The sequence below is a fragment of the Arcobacter sp. genome, assembly GCF_050300555.1.
GTDB lineage: Bacteria > Campylobacterota > Campylobacteria > Campylobacterales > Arcobacteraceae > Arcobacter.
The window spans coordinates 62,183-77,441 of record NZ_JBNKXY010000010.1; the positions used below are offsets into that span (position 1 = coordinate 62,183).

Sequence of the window (15,259 nt, forward strand, 5' to 3'; positions counted from 1 at the left end):
GACAGATTATAATAAAGGAAAATTTAGATGGCTGTGTTTGAAAATGTAAAAATAGCTAAAAAAGCAAATATTTTATATGAAGGTCACGTTACAAGTAGAGCAATAGAGTTTGAAGATGGAACAAAAAAGACTTTAGGTGTTATGTTACCAGGAGAGTATGAGTTTACAACTATTCATGAGGAAGTTTTAGATATTCAATCAGGTGAATTAGAGGTTTTATTACCAGCACAAGATTGGAAAAAAATTGTTTCTCCACAAAGTTTTGTAGTACCTGCAAACTCTAAATTTAAATTAAAAGTTGTTTCATTAGTTGACTATTGCTGTTCATTTATAAAACACTAAAGATAGAAGTTAACTTCTATCTTAATTCTGTCCAATTTTTATTTTAAAACTCAATCCATCATTTTTATTTTTTACAGTTATTTGACCTTTTAGTAGATAGATATTTTTTAACTAAACTTTCTTTTTCATCGGTAGTTCAATTACAAACTCTGCGCCGCCATCTATATTATGTGCCCATATTTTCCCATGAAAACTATTTTCTATAATAGTTTTAGAGATATAAAGACCTATCCCCGTCCCTTTATCTGCTTTTGTACTTACATACGATTGAAACAATTTATCGGGAAGTAGATTTTCACTAATCCCACCTGCATTATCACAAATGCGTAAGATAATTTTTGTTCTTACCTCTTCAATATACACATCAATACTTTTTATCTGTTCTTTAGATTCTTCAAAGGCATCACAGGTATTTGAGTAGATATTGAGTAAAGCCTGTTTTAGTTCATTTGGGTTGCCATATATTATGACCTCTTTATTCCCATATACTTGAAACTTAATATTCAGAAAATGAAACTTGGCTTCATTTAGATGATATACTTCGTTTACTACTTCATTTAATTTAAAATCTGCCTTTTTTGTTGTGGGTTTTAAAAAATCTCTAAAATCGGTAATAGTAGTATCCATCTGTTTAACTTGTACTATAATTTTTTCTATTAGTTTATTGATATCATCATCTTTTTGATTTTTAGAATCAAGTTTCTCTTGTATAAGTTCAACAAAGAAGTATGTCGCCGACAAGGGCTGTTTCCATTGATGGGAAATCGCATTGATCATCTCTCCCATAGTTGCCAGCTTTGACTGCTGCATTAAAAGCTTTGCTTTTTCTTCAGTCTGTGTAAATAAAATACTCATCAAATAAAACACAACCCCTGTACTAAAAACAAAAGAGATTGTATGAACATAAGTTTGTATAGAATCTTTGCCCCCTCCAAATGTCAAATACCCAGAAGCAACGAGCAATATAGTTGCCGCATTGAGTACAAAAACACCAAGAGCAACACCTTGTTGATGGTATAAATAGGTTAATAACAGCAGCACAACAAATGAAAGATACATAAAATCCTGATGTAATATTGCAAGAAAAGGAATCAAAGCAAGGCTAAAGAGCAAAATCAAGCCTTTTTCTTTTGTAAAGATTTGAAAATCTCTCCATTGAGGGAAAGCCACAAAAAGAGAGAGAACTAGAAATATACCTGTAGTATCCGCGATAAAAATCAGTAAGTAGTTTTTTAGCAGGGAATAAATACTCCCATCCAAAAAACCGAAAAAATGGTTCCATATTATCAACAATATCCAAGATGTAAACAGCGTGGGTAATAAAAAGATGCTTGATACGGCACGGATGAGGTGGATGTTCAGCTCAGGAAACAACAGATTTTTTTGGTACTTTTTATAAAAATACATAACCAAAAATGACTGAAGTGCATCCATTGAACAAGCCATCAGTATTCCAGGTAGCCAATTGTTGTGGTTAGCCCCGGAATACAAAGATGCGTTGACGATAAAACTAGATAGTAAAACGGCTAAAATACCGCTGCGTCCAAAACGAATCACCATGACTGCCCCAAAACCGGCAGGCAGCCATACTATCGTAAGTGAAGTCCCTTCGATACTTACAAGGGAAACCCCGAAAAGACCGATTGTGATGTATAAGGCACTAAAAGCTATCAACTCTATAGGATTATGTTTTTTATAAGCAGTCACAGTTTTTCCATCTAGTGAACATATCGGTTATCATCAAATGTTATGCACATTTAAAAGATACCCACTTCCTCTAAGTGTGAGTATAAGTTCATTTCCTATCTTGTTTCGTAACTTTAAAATCAAGTTTTTTACCCCGCCTACACTCATCTCTTCACCGTCATAAACACTATCGGCTATCATCTCTTTTGTGACAACTTTTCCGCTATATTTCAAAAAAAGCTCTAAGAGTAGTGCTTCTTTTGAGGGCAAAATATACTCAATACCATCCACTTTTAGAACTTTTCTCAATGGTGAGTAACTTATGGTATCTGTTATATAAAAATCAAGTACTTTACTTTTTTGTATCTCTTGTACCAATCTTTCTAAAGTTGTTTTAAGATTACTATACCCGATAGGTTTGATCAGATAATCGGTCAGTTTCAATCTTGTAGCTTTTAACAGCTCATCTTTTTCTGAAAAAGAGGTCATAATACAAATAGGGAGATTGTCATCTTTTTTTCTGATCTCCTCTATAAGCTCCAAACCATCCATTATAGGCATTCTATTATCTGTTATTATCAAATGAATATCTTTTTTTTCATAAAGGTCTAATGCTTCCATACCGTTTTGTGCCTCATAAACGGTAGAGAAAAATCCTGCAAGAATTTTTGTATACTCTTCACGCAAGGTATTATCATCCTCTACATAAAGAAGATTGAGAGTTTTTAGCAGTTTTATACTTTCCATTTTAGCCTTAATAACTTCTATTATATAAATATTTTACCATAAGTTAGGTCACATATTGGTCACTTTGCAATATCTATTCATCTATTTTTTCCACAAAATCCTCTAGGAGACTTTGAGGTGACCTTGTTTTGTTATGCTCTGTACAATGAAATTTTTACAAAGGAAAAAATATGAATCGACTTATAGACTTTAGTTCGCGCTTTCGTATATTAAAAGGCGGGAAAATAAGCTTAGTAGTATCTGCTCTTATTGGAAGTGCTACCATTCTTTCAGCTTCTCCGACAGGCGGAACTGTTACAAGCGGAAGTGCTGCCATCTCTCAAAGTGGCAGTGTTACCAACATAACCCAAAGCACGCAAAAAGCCAGTATCAACTGGCAAAGCTTTTCTATTGCACAAAATGAAACGGTAAACTTCAACCAGCCAAACTCATCTTCTATCACTTTAAATAGAGTCGTAGGAAACGAAAGCTCGGTTATAAACGGAGCACTCAATGCCAACGGTCAGGTTTGGATTTTAAACTCAAACGGTGTTTTATTTGGTAAAAATGCCAGTATCAACACGGCTGGTCTTTTAGCAACCACTGCAAAACTGAGTGATGTAGATTTTCAAAATGGTAACTACAATTTTAAAGACTCCACTTCAAACAGTGTGGTAAATGAAGGGACTATAACTATCTCTGATGGTGGTTCAGTTGTACTTGCTTCAAATGAGGTAAGAAACTCGGGAACCATCAAAGCAGTAAAAGGAAAAGTGCATTTAGTAGGTGCTAGTGAATACAGCATCAACCTAAACGGAAACTCGCTTGTAAACCTAAGTGTAGATAAAGGTGTCCTAGATGCTATGGTAGAAAACTCGGGAACTGTTTTAGCCGACGGCGGAGAGATATACCTTACTACAAATGCAGTAGATGAACTCTTAAAAGGTGTAGTGAACAACACAGGCATCATTGAAGCTAATTCACTTGATGGACTTACTGGAAAAGTCGAACTCTTTGCCCATGGCGGTGAAGTTCAAGTTGCCGGGACTATTACAGCTAAAGATGGATTTATCGAGACTTCAGGGAAAGATTTTACTATAGATAAAGATACTCTTATCAAAGCAAAAACCTGGCTGATCGATCCTACAGATCTCATCGTATCTGATGCCACGGCTTATGAAACGGCATTGGGAGGTGGTACGGATACTCTTATCCAAACAAATGAAGGGAATATCTATATCAATGATACTATAGATTGGCAAAGCATAGCAAAACTTACACTTGATGCTTATTATGACATCTATATCAATCAAGCCATCACTGCTCCTAATGGAAAGTTGGCACTTTATTACGGGCAATTTACGAAAAATGCCACAAATCCTTCTGATTACCATATAAACGCAAAAGTCAATTTAGGTGCAGGGGAAAATTTTATTACAAAGCTTGGATACGATGGAATTGAAACTGTTTGGCAAGTTATTACCCAACTGGGTAATGATAACTCCTCAAGCGACGGTACGCTGCAAGGTATGAAGGGGAGCCTCAACGCTCACTTTGTACTCGGAGCCGATATCGATGCTTTAGCGACTGCCTATTGGAATGGTGGTGCTGGATGGACTGCGATAGGGGTTTTGGACTTTGGATTTACCGGCAGTTTTGACGGGCTGGGGCATACGGTGGATAGGCTAAATATCATTCAATCTAGTGAATTTCAAGGATTCTTCGGTCTTGTAGACGGGGGAGTGATAAGAAACATCGGTCTGACCAATGTAAGTATTAGAGGTACTAATCATACTGCTGGTCTAGTCGGACACCTCTATGGAGGAACCATCTCCAACGCTTATGTGACGGGAAGCGTGTCTGCTCCCAACTGCAACTATATTGGAGGGCTAGTTGGATTGAATGAAAATGGCATTATCACAGATGCCTATACAACGGCAGTGGTAAATGGAGGAGATTATGTCGGTGGTCTGGTCGGGTGGAATCTCGGAACCATCACCGACTCCTATGCTTCTAATCTTGTTACCGCAGGTAATAATGCCTATATAGGTGGATTAGTAGGAAAAAAGGGTGACGGGAGCAGCATCACAAAATCCTACTACGACACTGATACCAATTCCGATACTATGTCTGACTCCGTTTACGGTAAAACTAAGGCAGATATTTTAGCCTTGGCTAAAGCTAACTGGGACAACGATATTTGGGCAGTAGATGGAAGCTCTTTTAACGGCTATGCTACGGACACTTTAACACTGCCGCAATTGGTCGTTTTCTATACTCCTTCGAGTACATTATTTAATAGCGGATATGGAACAGAGGCTTCTCCATACACTATTATCAACTGGACACAGCTTCAAAATATCAATTTTAGCAGCAATACTTTAAGCGGTGGATATTATTTTGCCTTGTCTAATAATCTGGACTCTTCAACTAATGGATACACTACACAAGTAAAAGACGGAGATACCTTGGCAAACGCTGATGAGGGATGGAATCCGATAGGGAATGATAATTATCAATTTACAGGAAACTTTGATGGACTCGGTCATACTATCGATCAATTAACAATTAATAGAGCTAGTTCACTTCAAGGATTATTTGGAAATGCCGGCAGTAATTCAATCATACAAAATATAGGAGTTACCAATGTTGATATTCAAGGAAGAGATTATGTAGGAGGATTGGCTGCATTTTCAACTGCTAATATCTCAAACTCTTACTCCACTGGAAATATCTCTGGATTTGAAAGTGTAGGGGGATTGGTGGGTGTAAATCAAGATTATATAACAAACTCATATTCTACTGCAACTGTTTCTGGAACTGATTTTGTAGGTGGATTGGTGGGTGTAAATAAAACTCATATCATAAACTCATATTCTACTGCAAATGTTTCTGGGTCTGATGCTGTAGGGGGATTAGTGGGATTACATAATCTAAGAATGGGTGCAACTATTAATAACTCTTATGCTGCAGGGACTATTACAACTAGCTCTCTTAGAGGGGGATTAGTCGGGCTTCTTACTTATGAGGGTGAAATGTCGGAGATTTTCAATAGGACATATGATGATTATCAAAATGTTGTGGGGTATGGTGCAGGTATATCAAATTCATATCACGATAAAGGTACAAATACGGAAACTCTTGGAGATAGTACATTAGGAAAAACCCAAGCACAGATGGAAAGTATAACAACTTTTAGTAATTGGGATATAACAGAAGATAGCACTTTGGATGATAGTTATAAATACCCAGTACTTGTTACCCAAAATGGAGAAACTTCATGGAAAATATATAAAGCACCTGCTGTTGCTCCTGTTGCCGCTGTTGCCGCTGAAGCAGAAATAGCAGATATCATCACTCCTATTTTAAATGGAACGAGAATTGTAATAAAAGCACCGCAACCAAGCTCATCAACTCCAAGAGTGCAAACTCAAACAGCAGCATCTAATATGGGACTTGGAAATAACGCAAGGATAGTCTCAACAGCTGACATTGGTGAAACTCCAAATAGAGTAGTATCTTTAGGGGAATTACAGCAAGCCAATGTAGGAGCAGGTGAAGTGAGAGTTCCTCTTTCAGATAACTCTATAGTTGATTTAGTAAATGGTGGAGTAAATCTACCAAATGGAGTAGAACAACAATTTTTTATAGTAGCAGATAATACTGTGACTGAAAACTAAAAGCTAAGGAAAAATATAAATGAGAAATACTATTCTAAAAACTATCACACTATCAACTTTTGCTTCAACTGTTTTATTTGCAGCCACACCAAATATAGGAGATATAGAAAAACAAATAAAAACTCCTAAGATACAAAAAGAAGCTCCATCTCTTCCAAGTATTGGAAGTGGTGAGTATAAAACTCCTATGGTAGATAGTGGAAAAACTATTTTTGTAAAAGGTTTTACTTTTACTGGAAATACTTATATAAGTAATGAAGAACTGCAAACTTTAACTAAAGAGTATGAAAATAAAGAATTAACATTTACTAAAATAAATGAACTTACTTCAAAGATTACAAAACTATATAGGTCAAAAGGCTACTTTGTTGCAAGAGCTTACTTACCACAACAAAATATTTTGGATAATGACAATATACTCGAAATTGCTATCATTGAGGGAAATTATGGAGAGTTTCATCTAAAGAATAATTCTCTTGTAAAAAATAATATTGTACAAGGGATGTTAGACTATGCAAAAAGAGAAAATGTAGTCTCTACTAGAACATTAGAACAATCTATGCTTATTATCAATGATACTCCAGGAGTAGTGGTAACAACTGCAGATGTAATGCCAGGTAAAATGGTAGGAACATCTGATTTTAGTATCACAACAGAAGCTTCAAAAGCCTATAATGGATATATTATCATAGATAATCAAGGAAGTAGATATACAGGAAAAAATAGAATAATGGCAGGGGCTAATTTTAATTCTCCATTTAAAATAGGAGATAAAATATCATTAAATGGATTAGTATCTAATGGAGCTAACCTTACTAATGGAAGAGTTGCATATTCTGCTCCACTTATGTCAAATGGTTTAAGAGGAGAACTTTCTTATACTCAAACTAACTATTCGTTAGTTAAAGAGTATAAAGCATTAGATGCAAAAGGAGATTCTAAAACTATTGAAGCAAAGTTTACTTACCCAATTATACGAACAAGAGTTGAAAATCTTTATACAAACTTCTCTTTACTATCTAAAGATATGAAAGATGAAGTTTCTTCAACTAGTGATATTACTAAAAAAGATACTAAATCTTTAAAAATTGGGTTTGATTATGAAAAAAATTATTTAGCTTTTAATAAAAACACTAACTCTAAAATATCGTTTAATTATACCTATGGAAGATTGAACTTTGATGATAGTGCAAAAGAAGTTTCAGATAAAAATGGTGCTAATACACAAGGTAACTATTCAAAAATCAATCTTGATTTAGAACATAACACAGCTTTAACGAAAGAGTTTACTTTGGAATCATCACTTAAAATGCAGTATGTACTAGCTAATAAAAACCTAGATGGAAGTGAAGATTTTTCAATAGGTGGAGCATATGGAGTAAAAGTGTATCCAGATGGAGAGTTAAGTGCAGAAAATGGCTATTTATTTTCTACAGAGCTTAAATATAAACTTCCAACATGGAATGCTTTAAATTCATCTTTGGGAGTTTTTTATGATAGAGGAAAAGCTTTTATGGCAAATAATACGGTAGGATTTGAATCAAAATCTTTACAAGATATTGGAATAGGATACTACGGCAGCTACAAAGACTTCTTTGGACAAGTACAAGTCGCATGGACAGCTAATAGTGATGCTGTATCAAGTGAACCTACTTCAAATAGTAGAATATTATTTCAAGGTGGTTGGAGTTTTTAGGCTTTGAGTTGATAAAAGGCTATTTTGCCTTTTATTAACTTATCTGTAAAAGTTTATATCCCACTCCTCTTAGGTTTAAAACCATTCCATTTTTTAGTTTACTTCTTAGTTTATGTATGATTGTTCTCATGCTAACAGATTCCATCTCTTTACTATCCCAAACATATTCATGAATCATATCTAAGGTTACTGTTTTATTTATATTTTTAACTAAAAGTGATAATAATAGTTTTTCTTTTATGGTTAGTTCTATTTCATGTCCATGTTTATACAAAGTTTGGTTTATCATATCAAAAGTATATTCATAGCCTAAATCAATGATTTTATCCACATCATCATTTTTTGGAATATGGTTAAGATGATATTTTATTCTTAAAAAAAGTTCTTCAAAGTCAAAGGGCTTTTTGATGTAATCATTACATCCAAACTCAAAGGAGTTTTTAATATTATCTATAGCAATCTCAGCACTTATCATAATAACTGGGGTATTGAGATTATCTTTTCGTATGGTTTTTAGTATCTCATGTCCATTAAATCCTGGAACATTTAAGTCTAAAATATATAGGTCATATTTGTTATTTATAATTTTTGTAGCAGCTTCATATCCATCACTACAATTCTCCACAAAAAAACCTCGATTTTCCAATGATTGCCTTATGATTTTATTTAGTGAAAAATCATCTTCTAGTAAAAATATTTTCATCTAGGACTCTTTACTTATGATATTTTGTGGGAATATATATTTAAAAGTTGTAAACTCATTTGATGTTATTTCTACTTTAATATCATAATTATCACAGATAGATTTAACAATATTTAATCCAAGCCCAAGTCCTATATTTTTGACTTTTTCTTGATAGTATTTTTCAAAGATAAGTGAAGTGTCTTTAATCATTACTCCTTCATTGATTATTTCTAAAGAGAAATCTTTTAATAATATTGTTACAGTTGTGTTTTCATATGAGTATTTTATGGCATTTGAGATTGTATTATCAATGATTCTCTCTAGTTCATATTCATCTATTAAAATGTCAAACTCTGTATCAATTTCTAAATCAATTATGATATTTTTTGTTTTTGCTATTTCATCAAAAAATAGTATTCTTGATGATAAAAAATTTACAAGGTTTATGACTTTTATATGTTTTTTGATATTTTCTTTTTTAGTTAAATAGTACAAGTCATTGTAAATGGATGAAAGGGATTTTGAAGAGGCTTTTATGGCTTCAAATTGCTCTTTGGGTCCTAATTCTCTCTCTAGATTATCAACATTTAGTGAGATGACACTAAGTGGAGTGTTCATTTCGTGGATTATTTTTTTTAAAAAAAAGTCTTGTTGTTCTACTAGGCTCAAAATCATTTGATTGTTTTCAAATATTTTTAGCTGGGTTTTTATTCTAGCTAATACCTCTTCTTTTTTAAATGGTTTTGTAATATAGTCAACTCCACCTTGTTCGAAGGCTTTTACTTTTATCTCAATATCATCAATGGCACTAATAAAAATAATAGGAATATCTTTTAGGTTTTTATCATTTTTAAAGTGATTACAAACTTCAAAGCCATCAATATTTGGCATCTTAATATCAAGTAAGATTAAATCAGGAGGATAACTTTGTGAAGATGTTAAGGCAAAATTAGGATCTGTTGTAGCTCTTATATTATAATCATAATCTTTAAGTATGTTATTTAGATAATGTAGATTTTCACTTTTATCATCAATGATTAATATTGTATATTTTTTATTCATTCTTTAGCTCATTTTATATCACTTTGTTGCTAAGATTATAGGATAAAAGATATAAAATCAAAATGAGGGCATATATTGAATCTAAAAAAACTCTTTATGTTACTTTTTATTTTAAATACCATTTCCTTTATAAGTGTTGCTGTTGTTATTAACAAATACCAAAACTCAACTATTAAACTTGAAGATGCTTATCAAATGCAGTACAAGTCACTTATCCTTGCCCATGAATTAAGACAAAGTAGTGATGACCTTACGCGGATGGCACGAACTTATGTAATAACTGGAAATCCAAGATTTGAAGAACAATACAAAACAGTTCTTGATATTAGAAATGGAACAAAAAATAGACCTAAAAGATATAATGGAATATTTTGGGATTTTTATACTTTAGATAATACAACCCCTATTTTAGAAGGAGAGAAAGTACCCTTAAGAGAGCTTATGAAAAGGGCAAACTTCCCCGAGTCAGAGTTGAATTTGCTTTTTGCTTCCCAAAATGAGTCTGATGATTTAACAAAACTTGAACACAAAGCAATGAATGCAGTAAAAGGTATATTTCAAGATGAAAAGGGAGAGTTTACCATAAAAGGAAAACCTGATTTTAAACTTGCAAGGGAACTTATGCACTCAAGTGATTATCACAAAGCAAAAATAAGAATCATGCAACCCCTTGATAACTTTTATAAGGCCTTTGAAAGTAGAACTCAAGAGAGGGTAAATGAAGCTAGAAAGATGGTAAAAGAGCAAGAGTTTTATGTAAATGTAATAGTTCTTTTTTCTGTTATATTTTTCTTGATGTCATTTTTTATCATTTTATTTAGAATCGTATATCCAATAGATTTATTAAGAGTTGCCATGCTTAGACTCTCATCAAATGACATGAGTGTTGATTTAGAAAAAAATAAATATGAAGATGAAGTCGGCGATATGACAGGTGCTGTTTTGATTTTTAAAGAAAATACAGAAAAACTAATCAAAAGTGAACAACAGCTAAAAATTGCTATGGAAGATGCAAAAAGTGCTAATAGAGCAAAATCAATATTTTTGGCTCGTATGAGCCATGAACTAAGAACTCCATTAAATGCAATACTTGGCTTTTCAAATATTTTAAAAAAATCAATGAATGCAACACAAGAAGAAAAAAACAATCTAAATATCATAAAAAGAAGTGGAGAACATCTTTTAAATATTATAAATGAGATTTTAGAATTATCTAAAATAGAAGCAGGGAAAATAGAGATTATACCAAAGGTTTTTAATCTAAAAGAGTTAATAGAAGATATCAACTCTATCTTTGCTTTTAGATGTAAAGAAAAGGGCTTAGATTTTAAAATTATTATGGATGAAAATTTACCACAAATAGTAAAAATGGATGATTTAAGATTAAGACAAATATTAATTAATCTTTTAAGTAATAGTTTGAAATTTACAAACAAAGGAGAAATCTCTTTATATCTATATGAAAAAAGTAATAAACTATTTTTTGAGATAAAAGATAGCGGAATAGGTATAGATAATAAAGATTTAAAAAGAATATTTAAACCCTTTGAGCAAATAAAACATGATGATTATAATAAAAATGGAACAGGTTTAGGACTTTCTATTACAAAAGAGTTAATTACATTAATGAATGGCTCAATTTACGTAAAAAGTAAAATAGGTGAAGGTACACAATTTTATTTTAGTGTGGAGTATAAAAATGCCAAAGAAAGCGATGTTTTAGCACACACAAAAGTTAAAGATATTGTAGGCATAGAAAAAATAAAAGAGGATAAATCTATACTTGTGGTGGATGATATTGAAATAAATAGAAATCTTTTAACCCAAATGTTAAATTCATACGGTTTTAAAGTTTTTCAAGCAAGTAGTGGTTATGAAGCCATAGAAATATTTGAAAAAGAGGATTTAAATCTTATTTTTATGGATATAAAAATGAGTGGTCTTGATGGTTTACAAACCATGAAAATCATTAGAGAAAAAAACAACACAATTCCTATGGTAGCAGTTTCAGCAAATGTATTTAATGAAGATAAACAAACAGCACTTAAAAGTGGTGCAGATAACTTTTTATCAAAACCTATTGATGAAAAAGAGTTATTGATAGTTCTTTCACAGTATTTTAATTTGAAGCTAAAATATTTGGAAAATAGTGAAGAAAAAGTAGATATTTTAGATAGATTGCCAGAACTTGACAATGAGTTTTATAAAAGCTTAAATGAGTTTGCTTTACTTATGGATTCTAAAAGTATTGAAGAACTTTTATCAAACAGCAAGATAGATGTAGATTTAAAAATCTATTTTAAAAAGCTAATTGAAAACTTCAAATATAAAGAGATAAGTGAAATCTGTATAAAAAATATACAGCAATCTTGAAAAGTTTATTTAAAAACAACACTTAAACAACACTTCTATTTTATACTTCTTTTTAGTAGTCATAAAGACTAAAATTAAAGGAGAATTAATGAAAAGTAGATTCACAAAAGTTTTAGCTGCATCAGCAATTGTAACTATGAGTATGATGGCTCAAGCTGCTGATACAATCAAAGTTGGTGTTTTACACTCACTATCAGGAACAATGGCAATTAGTGAAACAACACTAAAAGATACAGTTTTAATGCTGATTGATGAGCAAAATAAAAAAGGTGGTATTTTAGGTAAAAAATTAGAGCCTGTTGTGGTTGACCCTGCATCAAACTGGCCACTTTTTGCAGAAAAAATGAGAGGTCTTTTAACAAAAGATAAAGTTGATGTTACATTTGGTTGTTGGACATCAGTTTCTAGAAAATCGGTTCTTCCTGTTGTAGAAGAGTTAAATGGTTTACTTTTTTATCCTGTTCAATATGAGGGTGAAGAGTCTAGTAAAAATGTATTTTATACAGGTGCTGCACCAAACCAACAAGCAATCCCTGCAGTTGATTATCTGATGAACGATATGGGTGTTAAAAGATGGGTTTTAGCTGGTACTGATTATGTATATCCAAGAACTACAAACAAAATCTTAGAAGCATATTTAAAATCAAAAGGTGTAAAAGCATCTGATATTATGATTAACTATACTCCATTTGGGCATTCAGATTGGCAATCAATCGTATCTGATATCAAAAAATTTGGAAGTGCTGGTAAAAAAACAGCAGTGGTTTCAACTATCAATGGTGATGCAAACGTTCCTTTTTATAAAGAGTTAGGTAACCAAGGTATCTCATCTTCATCTATTCCAGTTATTGCGTTTTCTGTTGGAGAAGAGGAACTTTCAGGACTTGATACTAAACCTTTAGTTGGGCATTTAGCTGCATGGAACTACTTCCAAAGTGCACAATCTGAATTGAATGATAAGTTTATTTCAACTTGGAAAAAATATATTAAAAATGATAAAAGAGTTACAAATGACCCAATGGAAGCTACATATATTGGATTTAACTTATGGGTAAAAGCTGTTGAAAAAGCTGGTACAACAAATGTTGATAAAGTAAGAGATGCGATTATTGGTCTATCTGTTCCAAATCTTACAGGTGGAACTGCAACTATGCTTAAAAATCACCATATTACAAAACCAGTTCTTATTGGAGAGATTCAAGAAGATGGTCAATTTGAAACTGTATGGTCAACGCAAAAAGAAGTTCCAGGTGATGCTTGGTCTAACTATTTACCAGGAAGTAAAGATTTAATCTCTGATTGGACAAAACCAGTTAATTGTGGAAACTATAACACTAAAACTAAAATGTGTGTAGGTGCTAAATAATTAAAATATGAGAGGTAACTCTCATATTTTAAATGAAAGGTAATCATGAAAATATTAAAAATAATATTGCTTAATTTATTAATTCTAACATCATTAGTCGCTTCAAATCTTCAAACAGACTCACAAGAACTTTTATCAAATAGCTTTTCTACAAAAGAGAAAGCAATTTTGGATTTAACAAAAAAGTATAAAGATGATGAGAAGTTGGAAGTATTGTTACAAAAGCTTTTAATAGGCGACTTATATTTTACAAAAGAGCATAAAAGAATTGTTTTTTTGAAAGAAAAAAATAACAATAACTACCTAACAGCTGATATCTTTTCCAATGAAGAGTTAAGAGAAGCTTCAAAATACGATTTTGTTAAGGTAAAAATAAATAATAAATTAAGAAATGTTATCAATGCTTCACTTTCAAAAATAAATCTATTTTCTAAAAATGAAGACAAAAGATTAAGTTCTGCAAAAAACTTATTAAAGTACTTAAAAGTAGAGGATAATGAGCTTATTGTTGAGGCTTTAGAGAGTGAAAAGTCATCTAGTGTTAGAGATATATTAGATGAAGCCAATACTATTTTGATTGCACAATATGGAACAAATCAAGAGAAATATGAGGCAGTTGACAAACTGGGTAGTTTTATCTCTACTAAATCACTTTCAACATTAAAAGATGTTCTTAAAAATAGTGATGATGAAAAGCTAAAAGATATAGCGTCGCGTTCAGTTGATATAGTTGAATTAAAAAAGAGTTTTTATTCTTTAGTTGAAACTGCTTTTTTTGGTCTTAGTTTAGGTTCAGTTTTACTATTAGCTGCCATTGGTCTTGCTATTACTTTTGGAGTTATGAAAGTGATTAATATGGCTCATGGTGAGTTGATTATGATAGGAGCTTATACTACATATACTATTCAACAACTACTTCCTAATTTAATAGAGTATTCTGTAATTATTGCAATACCTGCTGCTTTTATAGTGAGTGGATTGGTGGGAATTTTAATAGAAAGATTAGTTATACGTTATCTTTATGGAAGACCACTTGAAACACTACTTGCAACTTTTGGGGTAAGTTTGATTTTACAACAATTAGTTCGAACTATCTATTCACCACTTAACCAAGAGGTTAAAACCCCTTCATGGATGAGTGGAGCTTTTGAAGTAAATAGTGCTTTATCACTTACATACAATAGATTATATATTGTTGTATTTGCATTGATGGTATTTTTAGCAATTCTTTATGTGATGAAAAAGACTTCTTTAGGACTAAAAGTTCGAGCAGTATCTCAAAATAGACCAATTGCAAGGGCTATGGGTATAAAGTCAAGTTTTATAGATGCAGCTACTTTTGGTATTGGTTCAGGAATAGCAGGAGTTGCAGGAGTTGCTTTATCACAACTTACAAATGTAGGACCAAATCTAGGACAAGCTTATATAGTAGATAGTTTTATGGTAGTTGTATTTGGTGGAGTTGGTAACTTATGGGGTACTTTAATAGCAGCTCTTACTTTAGGGGAGATAAATAAATTCATTGAACCAATTTCAGGTGCCGTGTTAGCAAAAGTTATTATCTTAGTATTTATCATTTTATTTATACAAAAAAGACCTAGAGGACTATTTCCTCAAAAAGGTCGAGATGCACAGGATTAGAA

The 15,259-nt window shown here is 32.1% G+C and carries 10 protein-coding genes; 6 read left to right on the forward strand and 4 right to left on the reverse strand.

All coding sequences use genetic code 11. The features are described 5' to 3' along the window. The first annotated feature begins 27 nt into the window (after positions 1 to 27). Positions 28 to 342 (forward strand): pyrimidine/purine nucleoside phosphorylase, encoded by a 315-nt coding sequence (locus ACQY5W_RS08920; RefSeq protein WP_428024612.1) that lies wholly within the window; start codon positions 28 to 30, stop codon positions 340 to 342. Between the two features lie 111 nt (positions 343 to 453). Here the strand turns inward: ACQY5W_RS08920 and ACQY5W_RS08925 are convergent, their stop codons facing one another. Together ACQY5W_RS08925 and ACQY5W_RS08930 are read right to left on the reverse strand one after the other, a co-directional pair. Next, complete coding sequence (locus ACQY5W_RS08925; RefSeq protein ID WP_428024613.1) at positions 454 to 2,049, reverse strand: ATP-binding protein; 1,596 nt, start codon at positions 2,047 to 2,049, stop codon at positions 454 to 456. Positions 2,050 to 2,082: 33 nt separating this feature from the next. After that, positions 2,083 to 2,775 (reverse strand): response regulator transcription factor, encoded by a 693-nt coding sequence (locus tag ACQY5W_RS08930; protein WP_428024614.1) that lies wholly within the window; start codon positions 2,773 to 2,775, stop codon positions 2,083 to 2,085. 170 nt (positions 2,776 to 2,945) lie between these two features. On the opposite strand from ACQY5W_RS08930, the gene ACQY5W_RS08935 reads away from it, so the two are divergent. After that, positions 2,946 to 6,434 (forward strand): filamentous hemagglutinin N-terminal domain-containing protein, encoded by a 3,489-nt coding sequence (locus tag ACQY5W_RS08935; protein WP_428024615.1) that lies wholly within the window; start codon positions 2,946 to 2,948, stop codon positions 6,432 to 6,434. 19 nt (positions 6,435 to 6,453) lie between these two features. Beyond that, positions 6,454 to 8,130, forward strand: coding sequence for a ShlB/FhaC/HecB family hemolysin secretion/activation protein (locus ACQY5W_RS08940; protein ID WP_428024616.1), 1,677 nt, complete (start codon positions 6,454 to 6,456; stop codon positions 8,128 to 8,130). A 34-nt stretch (positions 8,131 to 8,164) separates the two neighbouring features. On the opposite strand, the gene ACQY5W_RS08945 is transcribed toward ACQY5W_RS08940, so the two are convergent. Both ACQY5W_RS08945 and ACQY5W_RS08950 read right to left on the reverse strand, forming a co-directional pair. Further along, entirely contained in the window at positions 8,165 to 8,833 is a 669-nt protein-coding gene (locus ACQY5W_RS08945) for a response regulator transcription factor (protein WP_428024617.1), read from the reverse strand. Continuing rightward, positions 8,834 to 9,877, reverse strand: coding sequence for a hybrid sensor histidine kinase/response regulator (locus ACQY5W_RS08950; protein WP_428024618.1), 1,044 nt, complete (start codon positions 9,875 to 9,877; stop codon positions 8,834 to 8,836). Positions 9,878 to 9,952: 75 nt separating this feature from the next. Between ACQY5W_RS08950 and ACQY5W_RS08955 the strand changes: the two genes are divergently transcribed. From ACQY5W_RS08955 to urtB, 3 genes are all read left to right on the forward strand, one after another. Then, complete coding sequence (locus ACQY5W_RS08955) at positions 9,953 to 12,250, forward strand: response regulator (protein WP_428024619.1); 2,298 nt, start codon at positions 9,953 to 9,955, stop codon at positions 12,248 to 12,250. 88 nt (positions 12,251 to 12,338) lie between these two features. After that, positions 12,339 to 13,616 carry an urea ABC transporter substrate-binding protein gene (urtA, locus tag ACQY5W_RS08960; RefSeq protein WP_428024620.1) on the forward strand — a complete coding sequence of 426 codons (1,278 nt, stop codon included), beginning with the start codon at positions 12,339 to 12,341 and terminating at the stop codon, positions 13,614 to 13,616. Between the two features lie 45 nt (positions 13,617 to 13,661). Beyond that, positions 13,662 to 15,257 (forward strand): urea ABC transporter permease subunit UrtB, encoded by a 1,596-nt coding sequence (gene urtB, locus ACQY5W_RS08965; protein ID WP_428024621.1) that lies wholly within the window; start codon positions 13,662 to 13,664, stop codon positions 15,255 to 15,257. Positions 15,258 to 15,259 lie beyond the last annotated feature (2 nt).

Excerpts from the sequence above, each read along its gene's own strand:
- ACQY5W_RS08920 (WP_428024612.1), top strand. The coding sequence starts at position 28 with ATGGCTGTGTTTGAAAATGTAAAAATAGCTAAAAAAGCAAATATTTTA.
- urtB (WP_428024621.1), top strand. The coding sequence starts at position 13,662 with ATGAAAATATTAAAAATAATATTGCTTAATTTATTAATTCTAACATCA.
- urtA (WP_428024620.1), top strand. The coding sequence starts at position 12,339 with ATGAAAAGTAGATTCACAAAAGTTTTAGCTGCATCAGCAATTGTAACT.
- ACQY5W_RS08945 (WP_428024617.1), bottom strand. The coding sequence starts at position 8,833 with ATGAAAATATTTTTACTAGAAGATGATTTTTCACTAAATAAAATCATA.
- ACQY5W_RS08930 (WP_428024614.1), bottom strand. The coding sequence starts at position 2,775 with ATGGAAAGTATAAAACTGCTAAAAACTCTCAATCTTCTTTATGTAGAG.
- ACQY5W_RS08935 (WP_428024615.1), top strand. The coding sequence starts at position 2,946 with ATGAATCGACTTATAGACTTTAGTTCGCGCTTTCGTATATTAAAAGGC.
- ACQY5W_RS08950 (WP_428024618.1), bottom strand. The coding sequence starts at position 9,877 with ATGAATAAAAAATATACAATATTAATCATTGATGATAAAAGTGAAAAT.
- ACQY5W_RS08940 (WP_428024616.1), top strand. The coding sequence starts at position 6,454 with ATGAGAAATACTATTCTAAAAACTATCACACTATCAACTTTTGCTTCA.